Source organism: Pseudomonas paraveronii (genome assembly GCF_963681955.1).
Classification (GTDB): domain Bacteria; phylum Pseudomonadota; class Gammaproteobacteria; order Pseudomonadales; family Pseudomonadaceae; genus Aquipseudomonas; species Aquipseudomonas paraveronii.
Window position 1 is genome coordinate 3,218,314 of sequence record NZ_OY817130.1, and the last position, 20,604, is coordinate 3,238,917.

Genomic DNA, 20,604 nt, shown 5'->3' on the forward strand with positions numbered 1-20,604 from the left:
CGGTGAACAAAGACCAACTGCCCCAATTGATGAACGCAGCGATCCGGCGCCAGTCGTTGGGGCTGGCGCTGCTGGCGTTGCTGTTATTCATTGCTGGCAACTGGCACCAGGCAATCATCGGTTTCGACTCGCGCTTCGTGGTCTTTGCCCAGGAGATGTTGCGCCATGGGCCAAGCTTTTTCCCCACGACCTACGGGCAACCTTATGCCGATTACCTGGCAACCTCGACGCTGATGACGTGGCTGCTGTCCTTGCCCCTGGGCGAGGTCAACAGTTTTACGGCCTGGTTGCCGACGTCTCTCGCTTCGGCGCTGATCGTCATGCTGGTGTACCGCCTGACGGCGCCCTACTCCCAGCGCTGGGGCCTGCTGAGTGTTGCGCTGCTGTTGCTCAGCAGCACGTTTATCAGCGAAACCCGCGCCGTGTCCCTCGACCAAATGCTCGCCGCCGTGGCCCTGGCGGTGTTCTACCTGGGTTATGCGCATGATCACTTCGGCGCCGCCAAGCGCCTGCACTGGGTGTACCTGCTGTTGATCGTGGGCTTTGCGATTCGCGGGCCGATTGGCCTGGTGATCCCCACGGGCGTGCTGTGCAGCTACTTCCTGCTCAACCGCCAATGGCGCCAACTGTTCAGCTTCGGCCTGTTGGCCCTGGCACTGCTGGGGGCGTGCGTCGGCCTGCTGTTGCTGCTGGCCAAGCTCAGTGGCGGCGCAGCGTTCATGCAGGACGTGATCCGCATGCAGTTCCTCGGGCGTATGGATGGCAGCGAAGGCTCCAGCGGTGCGCTGTATTACTTCACCAGTTCCCTGGGCAATTACGCGCTGGCTTACCCGCTGGCGCTGCTGGTGCTGCTGGTGATCGCGATTGGCGGGCGACGCGCACCTGATCCGGCGTTGCAGTTGGTGCTGTACTGCGCAGCGGCAGGCTTGTTGGTGATGCTCGGCTTGTCGATCCCCCAGGCAAAGAAAGCGCGTTATGTGCTGCCAATGTTGCCGATGGCGGCCATTATTGCGGCGTATCCGTTTCAAGTCGCCCACGGCCGGTTGTATGGCTGGCTGCGCGGTTTGATGCTGAGCCTGTGGACCGTGTTGCCCGCGCTGCTGATCGTCGGGCTATGGCTGGCGCGCCGGCGTTACCCGGAGCAGATGGCGCACATCGGCTGGGTGCTGGGTGTGCTGGGCGCGCTTCAAGTGCTGGCGCTGGTGGCGGTGTTCCAGGCACGCCTGCGCACGCTGGTACCGGCGCTGACCGCCGTGCTGGCGGTGTGGACGGCGTATATTGTGGTGGTCGAGCCAGTGGAGCGCAGCCTCTATGACACTCGCACCTTCAGCCTGCAAGTCCAGGCGCAGGTCCGCCAGCAACCGGCGCCCATCGTGCTGCATGCGCTGGGTAAGGATGCCAAAGCCATCAAGTTCATGGTCAACCTCGATTACGACCGGGTGCCGGTGTTCACCCAGCAGCCCGCCGACCTGGCAACATTGCAAGGCCCGGCGTGGCTGGTGATGAGCCAAGATGACTTTGAAGGGTTGCAGGACCCGCGATTGCGCGCAATCACTCCGACGCTCACTGGCACGTTCGACAAGAATCCCTACGTGCTGCTGCACTTGGACAAAACCCTTCAACCTTGACCGCGCCGGCGGCGGCCGGCCAGTTGAGTCCATTATTTTTGTATTTAACCTGCATTAATGTGCATTGGCGACCTTGCATCGCGGTCGGCACACTACGCGGGTTCCTCCCCCAAATGCAGGAACGTTCAAGGGCTTGTCCGGGAAACCAGACAAGCCTTTTTTTGCCCGCTGTTTATGGAAATTGTGAATGCTCGCTCGCTGGTTACCCGCCGCCATCAATACCCGCCCTGCCGAATGGAGCCGCGCCGCGATCGGCATGGCCTTGGGCACCCTGCTCAGCGTGTGGGTCTGCGCCCAAGTGTTTGGCATGGAGGTCGCCCTGCACCTGCTCGGCCCTCTGGGCGCGTCGGCAGTGTTGCTGTTTGCCGTTTCATCCGGCGCGCTGGCCCAGCCGTGGTCGATCATTGGCAGCTACCTGTGTGCCGGCGTAGTCGCGCTGCTCGTCGCACGGGTCCTGGGGCGTACCCTGGGCAGCGCCTGCCTGGCGGCGGGCATGACCGTGGTCCTGATCTGCTGGCTGCGCTGCCTGCACCCGCCGGCGGGAGGTCTGGCGATGACGCTGGTACTGGCCGATCCGGCCTCGACGGCTCTCGGCTGGCAGGAACTGCCCGCGGTGATGCTCGGCGCGGGAGCGTTGGTGACCTGTGCTCTGGCCTATAACAATGCCACCCGCACGCGCTATCCCAAGGGCGCGACCGAGGCACCGAACACCTTCGTGAGCAAGGCGCAGGCAGCAAGAGACCCAGCAATCACCGCGGCGGACCTGAAGCTGGCGTTGGCCGACATGGAGCAGTTCTACGATATCGAGCCCACAGAGCTGGAACAGTTGATCCACGCCGCCGAGAGTCATGCCCGTCGCCGAAGTATCGGGCAAGTGCTGGCAAGTCGCGTCGAATAGCGGAAACGACGAGTGGCACATCACGCTCCTTGCGCCGAGGTGGGTGGCAGCTAAAGTTGTACAAACCACTTGTGGTTGTCTGCTTTTCCCCTGACGTCTGGATTGCCGTAAACCAGTAGCGAAGACATTGGATAGTCTGGCTAAAGATTGGTGCTCACTGAGCGGCGATGCACGCAAAGGGTTGCCCCTCTGTCGCTCTCTTCGTAGTTCTGCACGCTGGCCCTCCTGCTCAAGTGCTTTGAATGTTCCGTTCAAACCGGGTGAGGGTCCGCCATGGACGACCGTTTGCAGAGGTTGCTGCGCGACCGGCTATTTGATGCTCGACAGCGCCATCACCTCCCCCTCAGGGCCTACATGGACCTGACGATCGAGCGCATGCATGCCATTTCCAACGCTGGAGTGATCAACAATGACATGTGGCTCGGCCAACCGCGCGAATCGCATTTCAGAGCGCTGTGCGAACGGATCGGCTTGATCGGCGCCTACGATTACGCACTGTATTCCTCGTTAGTCGACCACATGATCGCCGCCAATGCCTTATTGACCCAGGGCAGCCCGGAGCAAGTGGCGCGCTACCGCGATGAGGTCATTCAGATGCGCGCGGTGTATGCCTTTGGCTGCACCGAAATCGCCAGCGGCACCGACGTGCGCAACCTCAAGACCACCGTCACCTATGACGCAGGCCAGCACTGCCTGGTGCTCGACTCACCGTGCGCCGATGCCTGCAAGTACTGGATCGGCAACAGCTTGCACGCCGCCCAAGTGGCGATGGTGCTCGCGCGATTGCAGGTGAACGGCGAAGACCAGGGTCACCACTGGTTTCGCGTGGTGATTCGCGACCGGGAGAACGGCCCGTTGCGACCGGGTGTCAAGGTCATGGCCTGCGACCCCAAGGGCGGCATTCACGCCAATCAGGTCGGCGGTTTACGCTTTTGCCGAATGCAGCTGGGCACCGACGCCTTGTTGCAGCGCCACGCCAGGTTTACCCGGCGTGGGCAGTTCCTCAGCGACTTGCCCAAAAGTGAGCGCTTTATCAACGCACTGGAGACGTTTCTCCAGGAGCGCCTGCTGTTGATGGCCGCCTCTCGCGTTGGTGCAGGGCTAAGCGCGCACCTGACCTATCAATTTGCCCGCCACCGCCTGCTACAGACCGGCCCGCTGCTGGGCAACCCGCTGTTTCGCCAGCGACTGTACAACGTCCAGCTCAAGGCATTGGCCCTCAAGTTCGTCGAACAGGCCATCCTTGAGCGCTTCGAAGCGCAATGGGCCCAGGCCGACCGGCGCAAGGACCTGCATATTCTCGCGGCACTAAGCAAATGCGTCGGCACCTGGACGGGTCTTGAGGTGATCGCCCAGTGCCGCGAATTGTGTGGTTCCCAGGGGTTTCACCACTACAACCAGATCGTCACCCTGCGCATGGACTTCGAGATAAGCCCCACGTTCGCTGGCGACAACAGCGTGATGGCCTACCAAGTGATCAAGGATGCGCTGTCCCGTCCGCGATTTGACCACGTTGAGCCATGCAACCCCGGCCAGACAATCGAGCAGAGCATCGTCCGGCAGTGCCGACACGCCGGTGATTTTTCCCATTCGCAAGCGGTGGGCCTGACATACGCCCGCGCACTCGATCTGGTCATTCAGGCGCTCGAAGGCCAACCGCTCGAAGCGGGCATGCAGCGCGACCTGATCGGGGTGTTTGTTCCCTACTTGCACCGCTGGGGGCTCGCTCACGATGCAGAACCGTGCGCCAGCGTTGCGCGCATCTCATCGCTGGCTGCATGGCTGAAACCGCCTGACGAGCTGATCAACGCGCCTATCGCGAAAGCTGACTACATCCAGCAATTCACCCGCGCATTGTATGAGGACACATAACCATGAACCCTCACGTCAAACCTGACTTCTGCAACCCCGATACCGTTCGTGACCCTTATCCGGCCTACGCATTTCTACGCGAGCATCATCCCGTGTATTGGAGCCCCCAACACAAAGCATGGATGCTTACCCGCTACGACGATGTCTTCACGGCGCAAAGCGACGCCACGCGCTACTCCTCGGACCGGATACGCCAACTGGTAAACGCGCAACTGCCGCCCGACAAACGCGCGATGTACGAGCCCTTTATTGAAAAAGCCTCCCGCTGGATGTACGCCCAGGATGGCAAAGCCCACGAGGCCAGCCGCCATCTGCTGGGTCGCGCGTTCACGCCGCGCTCGATTGAAGCGCTGCGGGCCGACATTCAGGCGGTTACCGATGAAATCCTGTCGACATTGGGCCCCACCCCCGAACTGATGAGCCGCCTATTCAACCAGGTGCCGGCCAGAGTGCTGGCCATGCTCTACGGCATCCCCAAGAAAGACGCGCTTAAACTGCGGCGCTGGACCGATGTGATCCTGATGTTTCTGGTGGGCAACCTTGATCCGGCCAATACGCCTGGCGCCGCCGTGAAAGGCCTGGAGGACATGTACACCTACTTCGGCGACTTGATTGATCGACGCCGGCAGGCTCCGCGTGACGACTTGGTCAGCCGTGTCATCGCCGCCGCCGGCCCCGACACGAGCAAAGACGACCTGCTGGCCCAGGTGGCCTTTGTGCTGGTGGCCGGCTACACCACCAGCGCCGATATGCTGGGTATCGGCCTGTGGTACTTGTTGACCAACCCTGCCCAGTTGAACGCGCTGTCGGCCGATGTGTCGTTGATAAAACCGGCGGTTGAAGAAATGCTGCGCATTGATCCCTCGGGGCAGTTCAGTCATCGCGTATTGACGCAAGATATCGAGCTCAGAGGCCAGACCCTGCGCAAAGGCGACCTGGTGTACTTGATACGTGCCGCGGCCAACCGGGACCCGGAGCACTTCACCGACCCAGACCGTTTCAACATTCAACGTGCAAAAAATGACCATTTGGCCTTTGGTCGCGGCGTGCATTTCTGTTTGGGGCCGGCATTGTTCCGGCTGGAGGCCGAGATTGTGTTCACCCGCCTGCTCAAGCGGTTCCCCACGCTGCGTTTGCTTGAGAAAAAGCCACCCGTGTGGCGTACCAGTAACCTGCAGTTTCGTGGGTTGAAAACCCTCCACGTCGAACTTGAACCCATTTTCAGGGACGACCCGATCCAGCGCTGCTTTTCTGCTGCCCCCTGGGAAAAAAACGGCGGTTACTGCCGTGCCTTGCGCGTGGGCGAAACCATTGTCACCAGTGGCACGGTAGCCTTCGACGAGGATGGCAAGCCGTATGCCACCGACAATGTCTATCTACAGACCCGTCGCTGCCTGGAAATCATCGAAGCGGCGCTTAAGCGGCTTGGCACAGACCGCCGCCGAGTGATTGCCACGCGCATGTACACCACCAACGTGAACTGGTGGCCGGAAATTGCCAAGGCGCATAAGGAGTTTTTCGAGGGCTGCGAACCGACCACCATGTTGTTAGGCGTCAAGGCGCTGATCACCCCGGACTACCTGGTGGAAATCGAAGCCCAGGCGCAGGCGGCCCCGCGATGAGCCCCGAGCAAGCACGCAAGGAGGTGCGTGATGCGGTGGTGATGGATGTCAGCAACCTGACCCTAACCACACAAGGGCTACCTGTGGCCGTGAGGCTGTACCGCCCCGCCCGCCCTGTGCCGGCACCGGTACTGATGTATTTCCACGGCGGTGGCTGGGTCGCCGGCGACCTCGATACCCACGACAGTTTTTGCCGGGTGATTGCAGAGTGGGCCGGCTGCGCAGTGGTCGCGGTGGATTACCCCAGGCCGCCGGAACAACGCTTCCCCGCCGCAGTGAAAAGTTGCTATGCCGCCACGCTCTGGATTGCCCGCCACGGCACCGGCCTGGGGTTGGACACTCAGCGTATCGCCGTGGCAGGCGGTGGCTCGGGAGGCGGGCTTGCGGCGGTGATCTGCCAAATGGCCAGGGACCTCGGCGAGGCTCGCATCGGTTTCCAGTTGCTGCTGTACCCGGTACTCGACTGCCTGGCGCGCAATCGCTCCCGAGATGAATTCGCCACAGGCTTCGGGCTGACGGCCGACGTGTTGGAGTGGTATTTGAGCCAATACGTCCCCCCCGATATTCCGCGACAGCACCCCTGGCTTTCCCCAGCCCGCGATCCCTGCCTGCAAGGCTTGCCTGCGGCCTTGATCATCACGGCTGGCTGCGACCTGCTGCGGGATGAAGGGCGCGCATTTGCGCGGCGCCTAAAGAAAGCCGGAGTGCCGGTGCGGCACAAAGAGTACCCGGGCATGCGCCACGGCTTTATCAACTACCCCGCTTCTGAGCCTGCGGCCAGGCGTGCCGTACTGCTCTGTAGCGAGGCCCTGGCCGGCTATTTTCACCTTCCCGCCGGCTGACCACCGGTTCTGCATAAATGCAAAAACGACCTGCATGATTCAAGGTTGTACTGGGCAAATTTGCACTGGTACGATCGCGAGATGGTTCGTCCGCGAACATCTTGTTTAAAGAACAATAAAAGCAGGGAGTTACAGATGACTGCTCAGGTTTCATCCGAGGCAAGCCACGCCGACATTCTTCAGGAAGAGGTACTGGCCGACGTCCGCAACCATGTTGGCCACCTCACCCTCAATCGCCCCGCCGGCTTGAACGCCATCAACCTGAACATGGTTCGCGGCCTGGCCCAACAGCTACAGGCCTGGGCAGATGATCCCCAGGTATATGCCGTGGTCCTGCGCGGTGCCGGTGAAAAGGCCTTCTGTGCGGGCGGCGATATTCGCTCGCTCTACGACAGTTTCAAGAACGGCGACACCCTGCACGAGGATTTCTTCGTCGAGGAATACGCCCTCGACCTGGCCATCCACCATTACCGCAAACCGGTACTGGCCCTGATGGACGGCTTCGTCCTCGGCGGCGGCATGGGCCTGGTACAGGGCGCGGATCTGCGTGTGGTCACCGAACGCAGCCGCCTGGCGATGCCGGAAGTGGCGATCGGTTACTTCCCCGACGTGGGCGGCAGTTATTTCCTGCCGCGCATTCCTGGCGAGCTGGGCATTTACCTGGGCGTCACCGGCGTGCAGATTCGTGCGGCCGATGCGTTGTATTGCGGGCTGGCGGACTGGTACCTGGACAGCACCAAACTGGCCGACCTCGACCAGAAACTCGATCAACTGCAATGGCAAGACTCCCCTCTAAAGGACCTGCAAGGCGTGCTGGCCAAGCTGGCCGTGCAACAACTGCCCGACGCCCCGCTCGCCGCCTTGCGCCCCGCCATCGACCATTTCTTTGCCTTGCCGGACGTGCCGAGCATTGTCGAGCAACTGCAGCAAGTGACCGTCGCCAACAGCCATGAATGGGCCTTGACCACGGCCAACCTGATGCAAACCCGTTCGCCGCTGGCCATGGCCGTGACCCTGGAAATGCTGCGGCGCGGGCGCCGTTTGCCGCTGGAGCGGTGTTTCGCCCTGGAACTGCACCTGGACCGCCAGTGGTTCGAGCGTGGCGACCTGATTGAAGGCGTCCGCGCGCTGATCATCGACAAGGACAAAAGCCCGCGCTGGAACCCAGCGACGCTCTATGAGCTGGACACGAGCCACGTGGAAAGCTTCTTCCACAACTTCACGCAGGTTGCGAGATAAGCCATGCAAGATATTGAATACACTGAAGAACAAATCATGATTCGCGACATGGCGCGTGACTTTGCCCGTGGCGAAATCGCTCCTCACGCCCAGGCCTGGGAAAAAGCTGGCTGGATCGATGACGCCCTGGTGGCGAAGATGGGTGAGCTGGGATTGCTGGGCATGGTGGTACCGGAAGAATGGGGCGGTACCTATGTCGATTACGTGGCGTATGCCTTGGCTGTGGAGGAGATTTCCGCCGGTGACGGTGCCACGGGCGCGCTGATGAGTATCCATAATTCAGTGGGTTGCGGGCCGATCCTCAACTACGGCACAACAGAGCAGAAACAAACCTGGCTGGCGGAACTCGCCAGCGGCCAGGCCATCGGCTGCTTCTGCCTGACCGAACCCCAGGCCGGCTCTGAGGCCCACAACCTGCGCACCCGTGCCGAACTGCGCGATGGCCAGTGGGTGATCAATGGCGCCAAGCAGTTTGTCAGCAACGGCAAGCGCGCCAAGTTGGCGATTGTGTTTGCGGTGACCGATCCGGAACTGGGCAAGCGCGGCATTTCTGCCTTCCTGGTGCCGACGGACACGCCGGGCTTCGTGGTTGATCGTACCGAACACAAGATGGGCATCCGCGCCTCGGACACCTGCGCCGTTACCCTCAACCAGTGCAGCGTGCCTGAGGCCAACCTGCTGGGTGAGCGCGGCAAAGGCCTGGCGATTGCGCTGTCCAACCTGGAAGGCGGCCGCATCGGCATTGCCGCTCAAGCCCTGGGCATCGCCCGTGCTGCGTTTGAAGCGGCGCTGGCGTATGCCCGTGACCGGGTGCAGTTCGACAAGGCCATCATCGAGCACCAGAGCGTGGCCAACCTGCTGGCCGACATGCAAACCCGGCTGAATGCTGCACGCTTGCTGATCCTGCACGCCGCACGCCTGCGCAGTGCGGGCAAGCCGTGCCTGTCGGAAGCGTCCCAAGCCAAGCTGTTCGCTTCGGAAATGGCCGAGAAGGTCTGCTCCTCGGCGATGCAGATTCATGGCGGGTATGGGTATCTGGAGGATTATCCGGTGGAGCGGTACTACCGCGATGCGCGGATCACGCAGATCTACGAAGGCACCAGCGAGATTCAGCGGATGGTGATTGCGCGGGAGCTGAAGAACTACCAACTCTGACTGACACACCACAAACCTTCTGTGGGAGCGGGCTTTCCCGCTCCCACAGTGTTTATAGGCAGGTTATTGGTCTTTGAACTCGGGCGCGCGCTTGGCCACGAATGCCGCCATGCCTTCCTTCTGATCCTGCGTCGCAAACGCCGCATGGAATACCCGACGCTCAAAGCGCACGCCTTCCGACAGGCTCACTTCAAACGCCCGGTTCACACTTTCCTTGACCATCATGCTGATCGGCACCGACTTGCCGGCAATCAGCGTGGCGACTTTCAGCGCTTCTTCGAGCAGTTCATCGGCCGGGACAATGCGCGCTACAACCCCGCAACGCTCGGCTTCCACCGCATCGATAAAGCGCCCGGTCAGGCACATTTCCATGGCTTTGGCCTTGCCCACGGCGCGGGTCAGGCGCTGGGTGCCGCCCATGCCCGGCAGCACGCCCAGGTTGATTTCCGGCTGGCCAAACTTGGCGCTGTCGCCGGCGAGGATGAAATCGCACATCAGCGCCAACTCACAGCCGCCGCCCAGGGCGAAGCCGTTGACGGCAGCGATGATCGGCTTGCGACGGTTGGCCACGCGATCGGCGGCGCTGAACAGGTCGTCGATATAGATCTGCGGGTAGGTCAGCTCGGCCATTTCCTTGATGTCGGCGCCAGCGGCGAAGGCTTTTTTCGAGCCGGTCAGCACGATGCAGCCGATTTCAGGGTTGCGTTCCAGGTCATCCAGCGCCTGATTCAACTCGTTGATCAATTGTGCGTTCAACGCGTTCAGGGCTTGCGGACGGTTAAGGGTGATCAACCCGACACGGCCCTGCACGTCGAGCAAAATAGTTTCATAACTCATGTAGTGGCTCCTTCTTAAAGATTGCGTGAGATGACCATGCGCTGAATATCGCTGGTGCCTTCGTAAATCTGGCAGACCCGCACATCGCGGTAGATCCGCTCCAAGGGAAAGTCGCTCAGGTAACCGTAACCGCCCAAGGTTTGCAAGGCGGCGGAGCAGACTTTCTCGGCCATTTCCGAGGCGAACAGCTTGGCCATGGACGCCTCGACCAGCGCCGGCTTGCCGCTGTCACGCAGGGCGGCGGCGTAATGCACCATTTGCCGTGCGACGGCGATTTGCGTGGCCATGTCCGCCAGGCGGAAGGCCACGGCCTGGTGTTCGATCAAGGTTTTGCCAAAACTTTCGCGCTCGCGGGCATAGTCGCGCGCCGCTTCAAAGGCAGCGCGGGCCATGCCCACCGATTGCGAGGCAATGCCGACCCGCCCGCCTTCGAGGTTGGCTAGGGCAATGCGGTAGCCTTCGCCCTCCTCCCCCAGACGATTGGCGAGCGGCACCTTGACGTCTTCGAACAGGATCTGGCAAGTGTCCGACGCATGCTGGCCCAGCTTGTCCTCAACCCGCGCCACCGTGTAGCCCGGCGAATCCGTCGGCACGATAAACGCGCTGATGCCGCGCTTGCCCGCCGCCGGGTCAGTGACAGCAAACACAATCACGATGCCGGCGTTTTGCCCGGAGGTGATGAATTGTTTGCAGCCGTTCAACACGTAGTGGTCGCCTTCGAGGCGTGCACGGGTTTTCAGGCTGCTGGCATCGGAACCGGCCTGGGGCTCGGTCAATGCGAAGGCGCCAAGCATCGCGCCACTGGCCAGCGGCTTGAGAAAGTGCTCTTTCTGCTGGTCGTTGCCGAACGTGAGGATCGGCACGCACCCCACCGAGTTGTGTACGCTCATGATGGTCGAGCAAGCCCCGTCGCCGGCAGCAATTTCTTCCAGAGCCATGGCGTAGGCCAGGTAGCCGGTGTCGCAACCACCCCACTGTTCCGGCACCAGCATGCCGAAGAAGCCCAGTTCGGCCATTTCACCGATGGCCTCCTTGGGAAAGCGGTGCTCGCGGTCCCACTCGGCCGCGAACGGTTTCAGGCGTTCCTGGGCGAATTGTCGGGCCGCGTCGCTGATTTGCAGTTGTTCGTCATTGGGTAGCATGGTCAATCCTTAATACAGGCATTCGACGGCCATGGCTGTGGCTTCACCACCGCCGATGCAGATAGCGGCGACGCCACGCTTGAGGCCTTTCTGGCGCAGGGCCGACAGCAGCGTCACCAGAATCCGCGCACCGGACGCGCCGATCGGGTGACCCAAGGCACAGGCGCCGCCATGAATGTTGACCTTGTCGTGGGGGATATCCAGCTTGCTCATGGTCACCAGGCTGACCACGGCAAAGGCTTCGTTGATTTCGAACAGGTCCACTTCGTTCAGGTTCCAGCCGGTCTTGCTCATCAGCTTGCGGATCGCCCCCACCGGCGCTACCGGAAACAGGCCCGGTTCATCGGCAAACGCCGCATGCCCACGGATCACCGCCAAGGGTTGCAGCCCGCGCTTGTGCGCCTCGGACTGGCGCATCAAGAGCAAAGCCGCCGCGCCGTCGGAAATTGAACTGGAGTTGGCCGCCGTCACTGTCCCGCCTTCACGGAACGCCGGTTTCAGGCTGGCGATCTTGTCCGGCTTGGCTTTGGGCGGTTGCTCATCATGCAGGACGGTTTTTTGCTCTTTACCTACCGTAACCTGCACCGGGACGATCTCGGCCGCGAAGCTGCCATTGCTGATCGCCGCTTGCGCACGGCTCAGGGACGCAATGGCAAACGCATCCTGGGCCTCGCGGGTAAAGCCGTTATGTTGTGCGCAGTCCTCGGCAAAGGTGCCCATCAGGCGGCCTTTGTCGTAGGCATCTTCCAGGCCGTCGAGGAACATATGATCCAACACGCGGCCGTGGCCCATGCGGTAGCCGCTGCGTGCGCGGTCCAGCAGATATGGGGCGTTGGACATGCTTTCCATACCGCCAGCAATCACCACGTCAACGCTGCCGGCCAGCAGCGAGTCATGGGCAAGCATCGTCGCCTCCATGCCCGAGCCGCACATTTTATTGAGGGTGGTGCAGCGGGTGGCCTTGTCCAGCCCGGCGCCAAGGGCGGCCTGGCGTGCGGGGGCTTGGCCGAGACCGGCCGGCAATACACAGCCAAACAGCACTTCATCCACGGCATCGCTGGCGATACCGGCACGCTCGACGGCGGCGCGAATCGCCGCGGAGCCGAGTTGCGGCGCGGTCAGGCCTTTGAGATCGCCCTGGAACGCGCCCATGGGGGTGCGCGCGGCGCTGACAATTACGATGGGATCGCTCATGACGCTTCCTCTCTTACTTGGCTGCCATGCGCAAGGCACCGTCGAGACGGATCACCTCGCCATTGAGCATGCTGTTTTCAATGATGTGCCGGACCAGCGCGGCATATTCGCTCGGTTTGCCCAGGCGCGGCGGGAACGGCACCCCGGCGGCCAGGGAGTCGCGGACTTCCGGGGTCATGCCCGCCATCATCGGGGTTTCGAAAATGCCGGGGGCGATGGTCATCACCCGAATGCCGAAGCGCGCCAGCTCCCGCGCGGCGGGCAGTGTCAGGCTGGCGATCGCACCTTTGGACGCGGCATATGCCGCCTGGCCGACCTGCCCGTCAAACGCCGCCACCGACGCGGTATTGATGATCACGCCGCGCTCACCGTCGGCATCCGCCTGGGTTTCTGCAATGGCCGCAGCGGCCAGGCGCAGCAGGTTGAAGCTGCCGATCAGGTTGACGTTGATCACCTGGGCAAAGCTGGCCAGCCCATGGGGGCCGTTCTTGCCGAGGATCTTCTCGCCGCGCACCACACCGGCGCAATTCACCAGCCCGTGCAAGCCACCAAAGGCGGCAACGGTGGCCTGCACGGCGGCTTCGGCAGCGGCTTCCTGGCTGATGTCCGCCACGGCGCTACGGGCGTTGTCGCCCAGCTGTTTGGCTTTGGCCGCGACCGCGTCGGCATTCATGTCCACCAGCATCACTTTGGCACCGGCAGCGACCAGCATTTCAGCGGTGGCGGCACCGAGGCCCGACGCGCCGCCGCTGACCAGAAAAACCTTGTTTTCAATCTGCATCATTGTTTCCTTGAAAAGTGGATCAGGCCAACGCGGCTTGCGCCTTGGCGATTTCCTGATTACGCAAAATAAAGCGTTGCAGCTTGCCGCTCGGGGTCTTGGGCAAGTCGCTGACAAATTCGATTTCCCGCGGGTAGGCATGCGCGGCGAGGCGCTGGCGTACATGCAGGCGCAGTTCCTCGGCCAGCTCGGGGGTTGCGCGGAACTGCTCGTTGATCACCACGAAGGCTTTGACCAGCTCGGTGCGTTCCGGGTCGGGTTTGCCGACGACCGCCGCTTCCACCACCGCCGGGTGTTCGACCAGCGCACTTTCCACGTCGAACGGGCCGACGCGGTAGCCAGAGGTGGTGATCACATCGTCACTGCGTCCGACGAAGCTGATGCTGCCGTCCGGGTTCAGTTCGACGGTATCGCCGCTGAGGTAGTACTTGCCGACAAAGGCCTTGGTCCGCGCGCCGTCATAGCCGGCGAACCAGCACATCGGCGATTGCTCGCGGTCGATGGCGAGAATCCCCGGCTGGCCAGCAGGCAACTCCTGGTGATCGTCGTCCAGCACCACGATGCGATGCCCCGGCGAGGCAAAACCCGCCGACCCGACATGCACCGGATGTTCCAGGCCGTGGTGGTTGCACAGCACCATGCCCAGCTCGGTCTGGCCGTAGTGGTCATGGATGGTCACCCCCAGGTTGTCGGCAAACCAGCGGATCACTTCCGGGTTCAGCGGCTCGCCGGCGCTGCTGACGATACGCAGCTTGCCCTTGATCGAGCGGGCGAATTGCTCGCCGCCGGCAATCAACAGGCGATACGCAGTCGGCGAGCCGGCCAGGTTGGTGATCGCGTATTTATTGATGACCCGGCAGGTGCTTTCCAGGGTGAACGGGCCATCGTAGAAGGTAATCGGATGGCCCATGGACAAAGGCCCGGTCACGCCGAAATAGATGCCGTAGGCCCAACCCGGGTCGGCGACGTTCCAGAACGCGTCTTCAGGGCGCAGGTCGATGGCGTCGCGGGTGTAGCTCTGGAACGCAACAATGGCCTTGAGCGGCACCGACAGCGCTTTCGACGGGCCGGTGGTGCCCGAGGTGAACATCAGCAGGAACGGCTCGTCTGCGCCCAGCAGCACCGGCTCGCAGTGGTTGGAGTAATTGGCCAGCTCGGCCCAGAAACTGAAATCACCGCGCACCAGGCCTTCGCCGTTGGCGCCAGTGACCGTCACGATCGTCGGGCAGCCTTCCACTTCGGCGAGTTTGGGTCGGTTCACCGCATCGGTGACCACCACGGCTGCGCCGGAGCTGCTCAGGCGGTGTTCAATGGCCTTGGGGCCGAAGGCCGTAAACAGCGGTTGATAGACGGCGCCGATGCGCCAGGTCGCGAGGACCACCACCAGCAATTCGGCGGTGCGTGGCAACAGGCCGGCCACCTTGTCGCCGCGTTTGACGCCCTGGGCCAGCAGGAAATTGGCGAAGCGCGAAGCCTGGTCCTGCAAGTCGCTGAAGGTGGACGTGGCACTGCGCCCATCCTTGCCTTCCCAGAACAGCGCAATGCGCCCTGGCAATGCATGCCGGTCGCAGCATTCCACGCAGGCATTGAGGCCCTGCAGGTTTCCGGCCAAGGTGCTGTCGACGGTGTGTTGGTAATCGAACTCGGTAGTGGCAGCCAAATAGTCACGCATCGCTTCAGATCCTTCAGTATTTTTATTTTCAGGACGTTTTTTCGGACAAGAACCGCGGAAATAGTGGCTCTAGAGCGCTGTAGCAGCAATGGTCAAAGCCACCAACATGCCTGACTGGTTTGGCCAATGCCGCTTGATCATAGACCCCGCCGATCAAGCGGTCGGCCCAAGCGATTGGACGCCCCGCACGCCAGCTTCTAACCTGATGGCCTGCGCCACCGAAGAAGCCCCTCCCGATGATTGTTCGCCCCAAACCCAACCTGCTGGGCATTCTGTTCTCGCTCAAGGGCTCGATCGCCAAGCGCATCGCCCTGCGCAGCTTGCTGGTCACGTTGTTGGCCTCGGTCATCGTGCTGGTGGAAACCCTGCACCCGGCGTATTTCTCCAAGGTCAATGCCACGCCGTTCACCCTGCTCGGGCTGTCGCTATCGATCTTCATGAGTTTTCGCAACAACGCCTGCTACGACCGCTGGTGGGAAGGCCGCAAGCAACTCGGGCAGATGATCATCGAAGTGCGCTCACTGATCCGTGAAACCCAGGTGCTCAGCGACCCGCTGGAACGGGCCAGCCTACTGCGCGGCCTCTGCGGTTTTGCCCATGGGTTGATCGCGCGTCTGCGCCTGGAAGATGAAGCCCAAGCGCTAAAGCCCTGGATCGCAGTCGACTCAGGCCACCCCAACCTCCCGGACCAGGTACTGCAACAGCTCGGCGCGCGGTTTTCCGGGCTGGCCGAACGGGGCGTGCTCAGCGAATGGCGCTACACCCAACTGGAGACCCGGCTGGTCAGCCTGAGCCAGGTGCAGGCGGCGTGTGAGCGGATCAAAAGCACACCGCTGCCCTTCCCCTACACCCTGCTGCTGCACCGCACCATTTACCTGTTCTGCATCCTGCTGCCGTTTGCCATGGCCGAACCGTTGGGCTGGCTCACGCCGGTGTTCACCGCGATCGTCAGCTACACCTTCTTTGGTCTCGACGAAATCGGCGACGATCTGGAAGATCCCTTCGGCTTCGATGAGAACGACCTGCCCTGCAATGCGATCGTGCGGACTCTGGAACGCGAGATCCTGGCAGCCCTCGGCGAAACGGTGTTGCCGCCGGCTCTGGAACCGGTGGAATACGTGCTGACCTGATGCGGGTTTGACACTCGCCGTGGTCTGACCGAAGCTGAGGGCTTTGCCCTAGCTGCCTAAGCTCTCGGACGCCTGCATGTCAAAGTCACGCCGTTACTCCATCATCGGCCTGTGCGCCCTGTTGTTGATTGTGCTGATCACCTGGTATTTCTCCCATTCCACCCCGGTGGCCGTGCCGCCCGCGATTGCCCATGGCTACGCGAAAGCCTTGAAACAAGCGCGTAACGGCGAACCGGGTGCCGCCCGCGTGCTGTATCAGCAACTGGCCCGGCCGGACCTTTCCGACGAGCGCCGCGTCGCCTTGCATGCCGAACTGCCCAATTATCCCAGCCCCCAGGCACTGAAGCTCGCCGACAAGGACCTGGCCGATGACTCACCGCAAGTGCGTGAAGCGGCGATTCACAGCATCGTCGGCCTGGTGCCTACGGGCCAGCGCACCCTGTTGCTCGGACCATTACTCGACGATCCGCAACAAGACGTGCGCTTTGCCGCCGCCAATGCGTTGCTCGGTCTCTCGCCCGACACCCTTGGCCTGTATTTCGGGCCGTTGCAGCAAGTGCTCGATGAGTTTGTGAAGAAGCTCAAGGCGCAACCTGAAACCGCCGAAGGTTGGCTCCAACTGGCGCGCCTGTATATCCACAGCGCGCTGTTGCCGCAGGCACAAAACGCCCTGGAGCAAGCAATGCGCCTGCAGCCGGACAACCTGCAGGCCGTGGTTGCGCAAATCGAACTGTTGGATAAACAGGGCAAGACCGACGAGTCGCGCCAACTGCTGGCCCGCCAGTTGGCGGCGCATCCCGAATCCGCGTACCTGCAACACGCCCTGGGCATGTGGTTGCTGCACCACGGTGAGCGCGCTTACGCGTTGCTCGGCCTGTCGAAGGCGGTGGAGCTGGAACCGAGTAATCAGGATTACCGGTACGACCTGGCCACCACCCTGCACGCCCAGGAGGAACTCGAAGCGGCCCAGCGCCAGTTGGAAGAAATCATCCAGCGCCACCCGGCCAATCGCAAGGCGCGGGTGCTGCTAGTCAGCTACTGGACAGAAAGCGGCCAATTGCAGAACGTCCAAGTGCTGCTGGCGCAGTTGGAACAGCAAAACCCGGATGATCCGGCGCTGCAGCAGGGGCTGTAGGCCAACTGCAGCGCTGGCCCCAGCGCCGACACACATACAAAACCCGATAAGGTGGAACCCCGCTGATACGCCATGGTCAAGAAGCTATGGCGCGCTCAAACGAACGCGCACCTCTACTCGTATGTGACCTGAGGGCACTTCTTGTCTACATCCAACGCGCGATTAACCGAAAAAGCGGCCACTGGCATCGAAGGTCTTGATGACATTCTTTCCGGCGGTCTGTCCCGCAGCCACCTGTTTCTGCTCGAAGGCGAGCCAGGGACCGGCAAAACCACCGTCGCCCTGCACTTCCTGCAGGCGGGGGCAAAGAACGGTGAACGCTCGCTCTATATCACCTTGTCCGAAACCGAGCGTGAATTGCGCGAAGGTGCGAGATCCCACGGGTGGGATCTGGATGACAATATCCATATTTTCGAGCTGACCCCGCCGGAAAGCCTGCTCAATGCCGAGCATCAGCAAAGCCTGCTGTACTCTTCCGACCTCGAGTTGGGCGAGGCCACGCGGCAGATCTTTGAAGTGGTGGAACGGGTCAAGCCAACCCGCGTGGTGGTCGACAGCCTCTCCGAGATCCGCCTGCTGGCGCAAAGCTCCCTGCGTTATCGCCGGCAGATCCTGGCGATCAAGCACTACTTCGTGCGCTACGACGCCACGGTATTGCTGCTCGATGACCTGACCACCGAATCCCTCGACAAAACCGTACACAGCGTGGCCCACGGGGTGATTCGCCTGGAAGAACTGACGCCCAATTACGGTGCCGAACGCCGCCGTGTGCGGGTGGTGAAGTACCGTGGCCAAAAGTACCGGGGCGGCTTCCACGATTTCACCATCATGGGCGATGGCGTGCATGTGTTCCCGCGCCTGGTGGCGGCCGAGCATCGCGGCGGCTACGCCCGAAAGACCCTGAGCAGCGGCATTCGCGAAATGGACGCCTTGATGGGCGGCGGGGTCGAGACCGGTTCCAGCAGCCTGATCCTCGGCCCGGCGGGCACCGGCAAGTCGCTGATCTCGATGGTGTTTGCCGCCGCCGCCGTGGCACGGGGGGAAAACGCCGCACTGTTCATCTTTGACGAAGAACTGGGCCTGTTGTTCGAGCGCATGAAAAACATGGGCATCGACCTTGCCGCGCTGCAAGCCACCGGCAACCTGCTGATCGAACAAGTCGACGCGGCCGAGTTGTCCCCTGGCGAGTTCTCCCACCGTGTGCGGCGCTGTGTGGATGAGGGCGGGATCAAGACCGTGGTCATCGACAGCATCAACGGTTATCAGGCCGCCATGCCGGAAGAAAATGCACTGATCCTGCACATGCACGAACTGCTGCTGTACCTCAACCGCCGTGGCGCCGCCACTTTCATGACTGTCGCCCAGCACGGCCTGGTCGGTGACATGCAGGCGCCCGTCGACATTACCTACCTTGCCGACACGGTCATTCTGCTGCGCTATTTCGAAGCGCTGGGCAAGGTGCGCCGCGCCATTTCCATCATCAAGAAACGCACCGGCCCCCATGAGTCGACCATTCGCGAATACCGGATCAGCAGCCAGGGCATGACCGTGGGCGAGCCGCTCGATAACTTTCAGGGCGTACTGCGCGGTATCCCGACGTACATGGGCGCCGGCTCGCCTCTGCTCAAGGATGAGGGCTAGTGACGGGTTTATCTCCAGTCTCCGAGCGTGCAATCGTTCTTGCGCCGATGGGGCGGGACGGCGCGTTGGCGTTGATGATGCTCAACGAGGCCGGTTACAGCGGCATGATCGCCACTAGCCTGATGGCCTTGTGCGGCGCACTGGAAGAAGGTGCCGGCCTGCTGATTATTGCGGCCGAAGCCTTGCACGGCGTTGACCTGGAGCCGCTGCTCGAGTATTTGCACCAGCAGCCTGCGTGGTCGGATCTGCCCATCGTATTGATGACCCATCACGGCGGCGCCGAGCAGAACGGCTCCTCGCACCTGAGCGGGTTGTTGGGCAACGTCACCTTCCTCGAACGGCCTTTCCACCCTGTGACGTTGATCAGCCTGGTCAGCGCCGCACTGCGCGGTCGGCGGCGGCAATACGAGGCGCGCGACCGGCTGATCGACCTCAGCGAAAGCGAACTGCGCTTGCAACGCACGCTGGAGACGCTTGAGCAGCAAGTAGAAGAACGCACCGCGCAGTTGCGCAGCAATGAAGAAGCGCTGCGTCAATCGCAGAAAATGGAGGCCGTTGGCCAATTGACCGGCGGCATCGCCCACGACTTCAACAACATGCTCACCGGCATCATCGGCAGCCTGGAGTTACTGCGCAGGCGCGTCTCCCGCGGCAAATTGGACGACCTGGACAGCCTGATCGATCTGGGCGTCACCTCCGCCAACCGGGCCGCCGGCCTTACCCACCGCCTGCTGGCGTTCTCCCGCCGGCAATCGCTGGATTCAAAACCCGTCGAGATCAACCAACTGGTGACCTTCATGGGCGAACTGTTGCAACGCAGCATCAATGAAAGCATTGCCCTGGACATGCGCCTCAGCGCCTCGCTCTGGACCGCCGAGGCCGACCCCAACCAGTTGGAAAGCGCACTGCTCAACCTGGTGATCAACGCACGCGATGCCATGCCCAACGGCGGCAATCTCACCGTGGAAACCAGCAACCGTCATCTCGACAGTGTGTTCACCGCGGCCTACGGCACCTTGCAACCCGGTGACTACGTGGAATTGAGCGTCAGCGACACCGGCTGCGGTATCCCGGAAAGCGTGATGGGGCGCGTCTTCGACCCTTTCTTCACCACCAAACCCATCGGCCAGGGCACCGGCCTCGGCCTGTCGATGATTTACGGTTTTGCCCGGCAATCCGGTGGTCATGTGACGATCCACAGCGAAGTCGGAAAAGGCACCACGGTCAGCCTGTTCCTGCCACGCTGCGTCGGTGAAATGGTGGTGGCCGAAGCGGCAAACCCCGCGCGTCTGCCCTTTGCCAATGCCGGTGAAACGGTGTTGATCGTGGAGGACGACCCTGCGGTCAGGGTCCTGGTCTGCGCCGTGCTGAAAGAGCTCGGCTACGCATTTATCGAAGCCGGCGATGCCAACACGGCCGTGCCGATCATCGAGTCCGACCAGCGCATCGACCTGATGATCAGCGACGTCGGTCTGCCGGGTATGAACGGCCGGCAACTGGCGGAAGTCGGCCGGCAGATCCGACCGGAACTCAAGGTGCTGTTTATCACCGGTTATGCCGAACACGCGACGGTGCGCGGTGGTTTTCTGGAGCCTGGGATGCAGTTGATTACCAAGCCGTTCACCTTTGATCTGTTGACGGCGAAAGTCAGGGAGATGATCCGCACAGCCGCCAGCCAACCGGAGGCGGCTAGCAACAGAGTGCAATAAAGCCACGGTTCAAAAATGGAATCGGTCGAGGGGCTTCGGTACGAAGGATTAACACTGGGACTCGGAATTTATACCCAGTGGATTTTCCAATCCTGATGATAGAGCCG

16 protein-coding genes are annotated in these 20,604 nt (G+C 62.0%); 11 read left to right on the plus strand and 5 right to left on the minus strand.

Annotated elements, in window-relative coordinates:
- The first annotated feature begins 29 nt into the window (after positions 1–29).
- From U5A08_RS14615 to U5A08_RS14645, 7 genes are all read left to right on the plus strand, one after another.
- The gene (locus tag U5A08_RS14615; RefSeq protein WP_321852226.1) at positions 30–1,628 is read left to right on the plus strand and encodes an ArnT family glycosyltransferase; all 1,599 of its coding nucleotides are present in this window, start codon (positions 30–32) and stop codon (positions 1,626–1,628) included.
- A 187-nt stretch (positions 1,629–1,815) separates the two neighbouring features.
- Positions 1,816–2,526 carry an HPP family protein gene (locus tag U5A08_RS14620; protein ID WP_253395919.1) on the plus strand — a complete coding sequence of 237 codons (711 nt, stop codon included), beginning with the start codon at positions 1,816–1,818 and terminating at the stop codon, positions 2,524–2,526.
- Positions 2,527–2,880: 354 nt separating this feature from the next.
- Complete coding sequence (locus U5A08_RS14625; protein WP_321847227.1) at positions 2,881–4,398, plus strand: acyl-CoA dehydrogenase family protein; 1,518 nt, start codon at positions 2,881–2,883, stop codon at positions 4,396–4,398.
- Positions 4,399–4,400: 2 nt separating this feature from the next.
- A complete protein-coding gene (locus U5A08_RS14630) occupies positions 4,401–6,020 on the plus strand; it encodes a cytochrome P450 (RefSeq protein ID WP_321847228.1) in 1,620 nt (539 codons plus the stop codon).
- Positions 6,017–6,862, plus strand: a complete 846-nt coding sequence (locus tag U5A08_RS14635; protein ID WP_321847229.1) for an alpha/beta hydrolase — start codon at positions 6,017–6,019, stop codon at positions 6,860–6,862. The genes U5A08_RS14630 and U5A08_RS14635 overlap by 4 nt, the downstream gene beginning before the upstream one ends.
- Positions 6,863–6,997: 135 nt before the next feature.
- On the plus strand, positions 6,998–8,101 hold the full coding sequence (locus U5A08_RS14640; protein WP_321847230.1) for an enoyl-CoA hydratase/isomerase family protein: 1,104 nt from the start codon (positions 6,998–7,000) through the stop codon (positions 8,099–8,101).
- Positions 8,102–8,104: 3 nt separating this feature from the next.
- On the plus strand, positions 8,105–9,256 hold the full coding sequence (locus U5A08_RS14645; RefSeq protein ID WP_253395930.1) for an acyl-CoA dehydrogenase family protein: 1,152 nt from the start codon (positions 8,105–8,107) through the stop codon (positions 9,254–9,256).
- Between the two features lie 63 nt (positions 9,257–9,319).
- On the opposite strand, the gene U5A08_RS14650 is transcribed toward U5A08_RS14645, so the two are convergent.
- Genes U5A08_RS14650 through U5A08_RS14670 form a run of 5 tightly spaced genes read right to left on the minus strand, consistent with a single transcriptional unit; the run spans position 9,320 to position 14,882 of the window.
- On the minus strand, positions 9,320–10,093 hold the full coding sequence (locus U5A08_RS14650) for an enoyl-CoA hydratase (protein WP_321847231.1): 774 nt from the start codon (positions 10,091–10,093) through the stop codon (positions 9,320–9,322).
- A gap of 14 nt (positions 10,094–10,107) precedes the next feature.
- The gene (locus U5A08_RS14655) at positions 10,108–11,235 is read right to left on the minus strand and encodes an acyl-CoA dehydrogenase (protein WP_321847232.1); all 1,128 of its coding nucleotides are present in this window, start codon (positions 11,233–11,235) and stop codon (positions 10,108–10,110) included.
- A gap of 9 nt (positions 11,236–11,244) precedes the next feature.
- Complete coding sequence (locus U5A08_RS14660) at positions 11,245–12,429, minus strand: acetyl-CoA C-acyltransferase (protein ID WP_321847233.1); 1,185 nt, start codon at positions 12,427–12,429, stop codon at positions 11,245–11,247.
- A 13-nt stretch (positions 12,430–12,442) separates the two neighbouring features.
- Positions 12,443–13,210 (minus strand): SDR family NAD(P)-dependent oxidoreductase, encoded by a 768-nt coding sequence (locus U5A08_RS14665; RefSeq protein ID WP_253395936.1) that lies wholly within the window; start codon positions 13,208–13,210, stop codon positions 12,443–12,445.
- Between the two features lie 22 nt (positions 13,211–13,232).
- On the minus strand, positions 13,233–14,882 hold the full coding sequence (locus U5A08_RS14670) for an AMP-binding protein (RefSeq protein WP_321847234.1): 1,650 nt from the start codon (positions 14,880–14,882) through the stop codon (positions 13,233–13,235).
- A gap of 236 nt (positions 14,883–15,118) precedes the next feature.
- On the opposite strand from U5A08_RS14670, the gene U5A08_RS14675 reads away from it, so the two are divergent.
- The 4 genes from U5A08_RS14675 (at position 15,119) to U5A08_RS14690 (ending at position 20,497) form a co-directional block, all read left to right on the plus strand.
- Positions 15,119–16,012 (plus strand): bestrophin family protein, encoded by an 894-nt coding sequence (locus U5A08_RS14675; RefSeq protein WP_321847235.1) that lies wholly within the window; start codon positions 15,119–15,121, stop codon positions 16,010–16,012.
- Between the two features lie 76 nt (positions 16,013–16,088).
- Entirely contained in the window at positions 16,089–17,147 is a 1,059-nt protein-coding gene (locus U5A08_RS14680; RefSeq protein ID WP_253395941.1) for a tetratricopeptide repeat protein, read from the plus strand.
- A gap of 141 nt (positions 17,148–17,288) precedes the next feature.
- Positions 17,289–18,788: an ATPase domain-containing protein gene (locus U5A08_RS14685; RefSeq protein ID WP_253395942.1), complete on the plus strand. Its 1,500-nt coding sequence runs from the start codon at positions 17,289–17,291 to the stop codon at positions 18,786–18,788.
- Positions 18,788–20,497, plus strand: coding sequence for an ATP-binding protein (locus U5A08_RS14690; protein WP_321847236.1), 1,710 nt, complete (start codon positions 18,788–18,790; stop codon positions 20,495–20,497). The genes U5A08_RS14685 and U5A08_RS14690 overlap by 1 nt, the downstream gene beginning before the upstream one ends.
- Positions 20,498–20,604: the final 107 nt, after the last annotated feature.

Excerpts from the sequence above, each read along its gene's own strand:
- U5A08_RS14615 (WP_321852226.1), top strand. The coding sequence starts at position 30 with ATGAACGCAGCGATCCGGCGCCAGTCGTTGGGGCTGGCGCTGCTGGCG.
- U5A08_RS14640 (WP_321847230.1), top strand. The coding sequence starts at position 6,998 with ATGACTGCTCAGGTTTCATCCGAGGCAAGCCACGCCGACATTCTTCAG.
- U5A08_RS14660 (WP_321847233.1), bottom strand. The coding sequence starts at position 12,429 with ATGAGCGATCCCATCGTAATTGTCAGCGCCGCGCGCACCCCCATGGGC.
- U5A08_RS14670 (WP_321847234.1), bottom strand. The coding sequence starts at position 14,882 with ATGCGTGACTATTTGGCTGCCACTACCGAGTTCGATTACCAACACACC.
- U5A08_RS14675 (WP_321847235.1), top strand. The coding sequence starts at position 15,119 with ATGATTGTTCGCCCCAAACCCAACCTGCTGGGCATTCTGTTCTCGCTC.
- U5A08_RS14650 (WP_321847231.1), bottom strand. The coding sequence starts at position 10,093 with ATGAGTTATGAAACTATTTTGCTCGACGTGCAGGGCCGTGTCGGGTTG.
- U5A08_RS14665 (WP_253395936.1), bottom strand. The coding sequence starts at position 13,210 with ATGCAGATTGAAAACAAGGTTTTTCTGGTCAGCGGCGGCGCGTCGGGC.
- U5A08_RS14625 (WP_321847227.1), top strand. The coding sequence starts at position 2,881 with ATGGACCTGACGATCGAGCGCATGCATGCCATTTCCAACGCTGGAGTG.
- U5A08_RS14645 (WP_253395930.1), top strand. The coding sequence starts at position 8,105 with ATGCAAGATATTGAATACACTGAAGAACAAATCATGATTCGCGACATG.
- U5A08_RS14630 (WP_321847228.1), top strand. The coding sequence starts at position 4,401 with ATGAACCCTCACGTCAAACCTGACTTCTGCAACCCCGATACCGTTCGT.
- U5A08_RS14635 (WP_321847229.1), top strand. The coding sequence starts at position 6,017 with ATGAGCCCCGAGCAAGCACGCAAGGAGGTGCGTGATGCGGTGGTGATG.
- U5A08_RS14620 (WP_253395919.1), top strand. The coding sequence starts at position 1,816 with ATGCTCGCTCGCTGGTTACCCGCCGCCATCAATACCCGCCCTGCCGAA.
- U5A08_RS14655 (WP_321847232.1), bottom strand. The coding sequence starts at position 11,235 with ATGCTACCCAATGACGAACAACTGCAAATCAGCGACGCGGCCCGACAA.
- U5A08_RS14680 (WP_253395941.1), top strand. The coding sequence starts at position 16,089 with ATGTCAAAGTCACGCCGTTACTCCATCATCGGCCTGTGCGCCCTGTTG.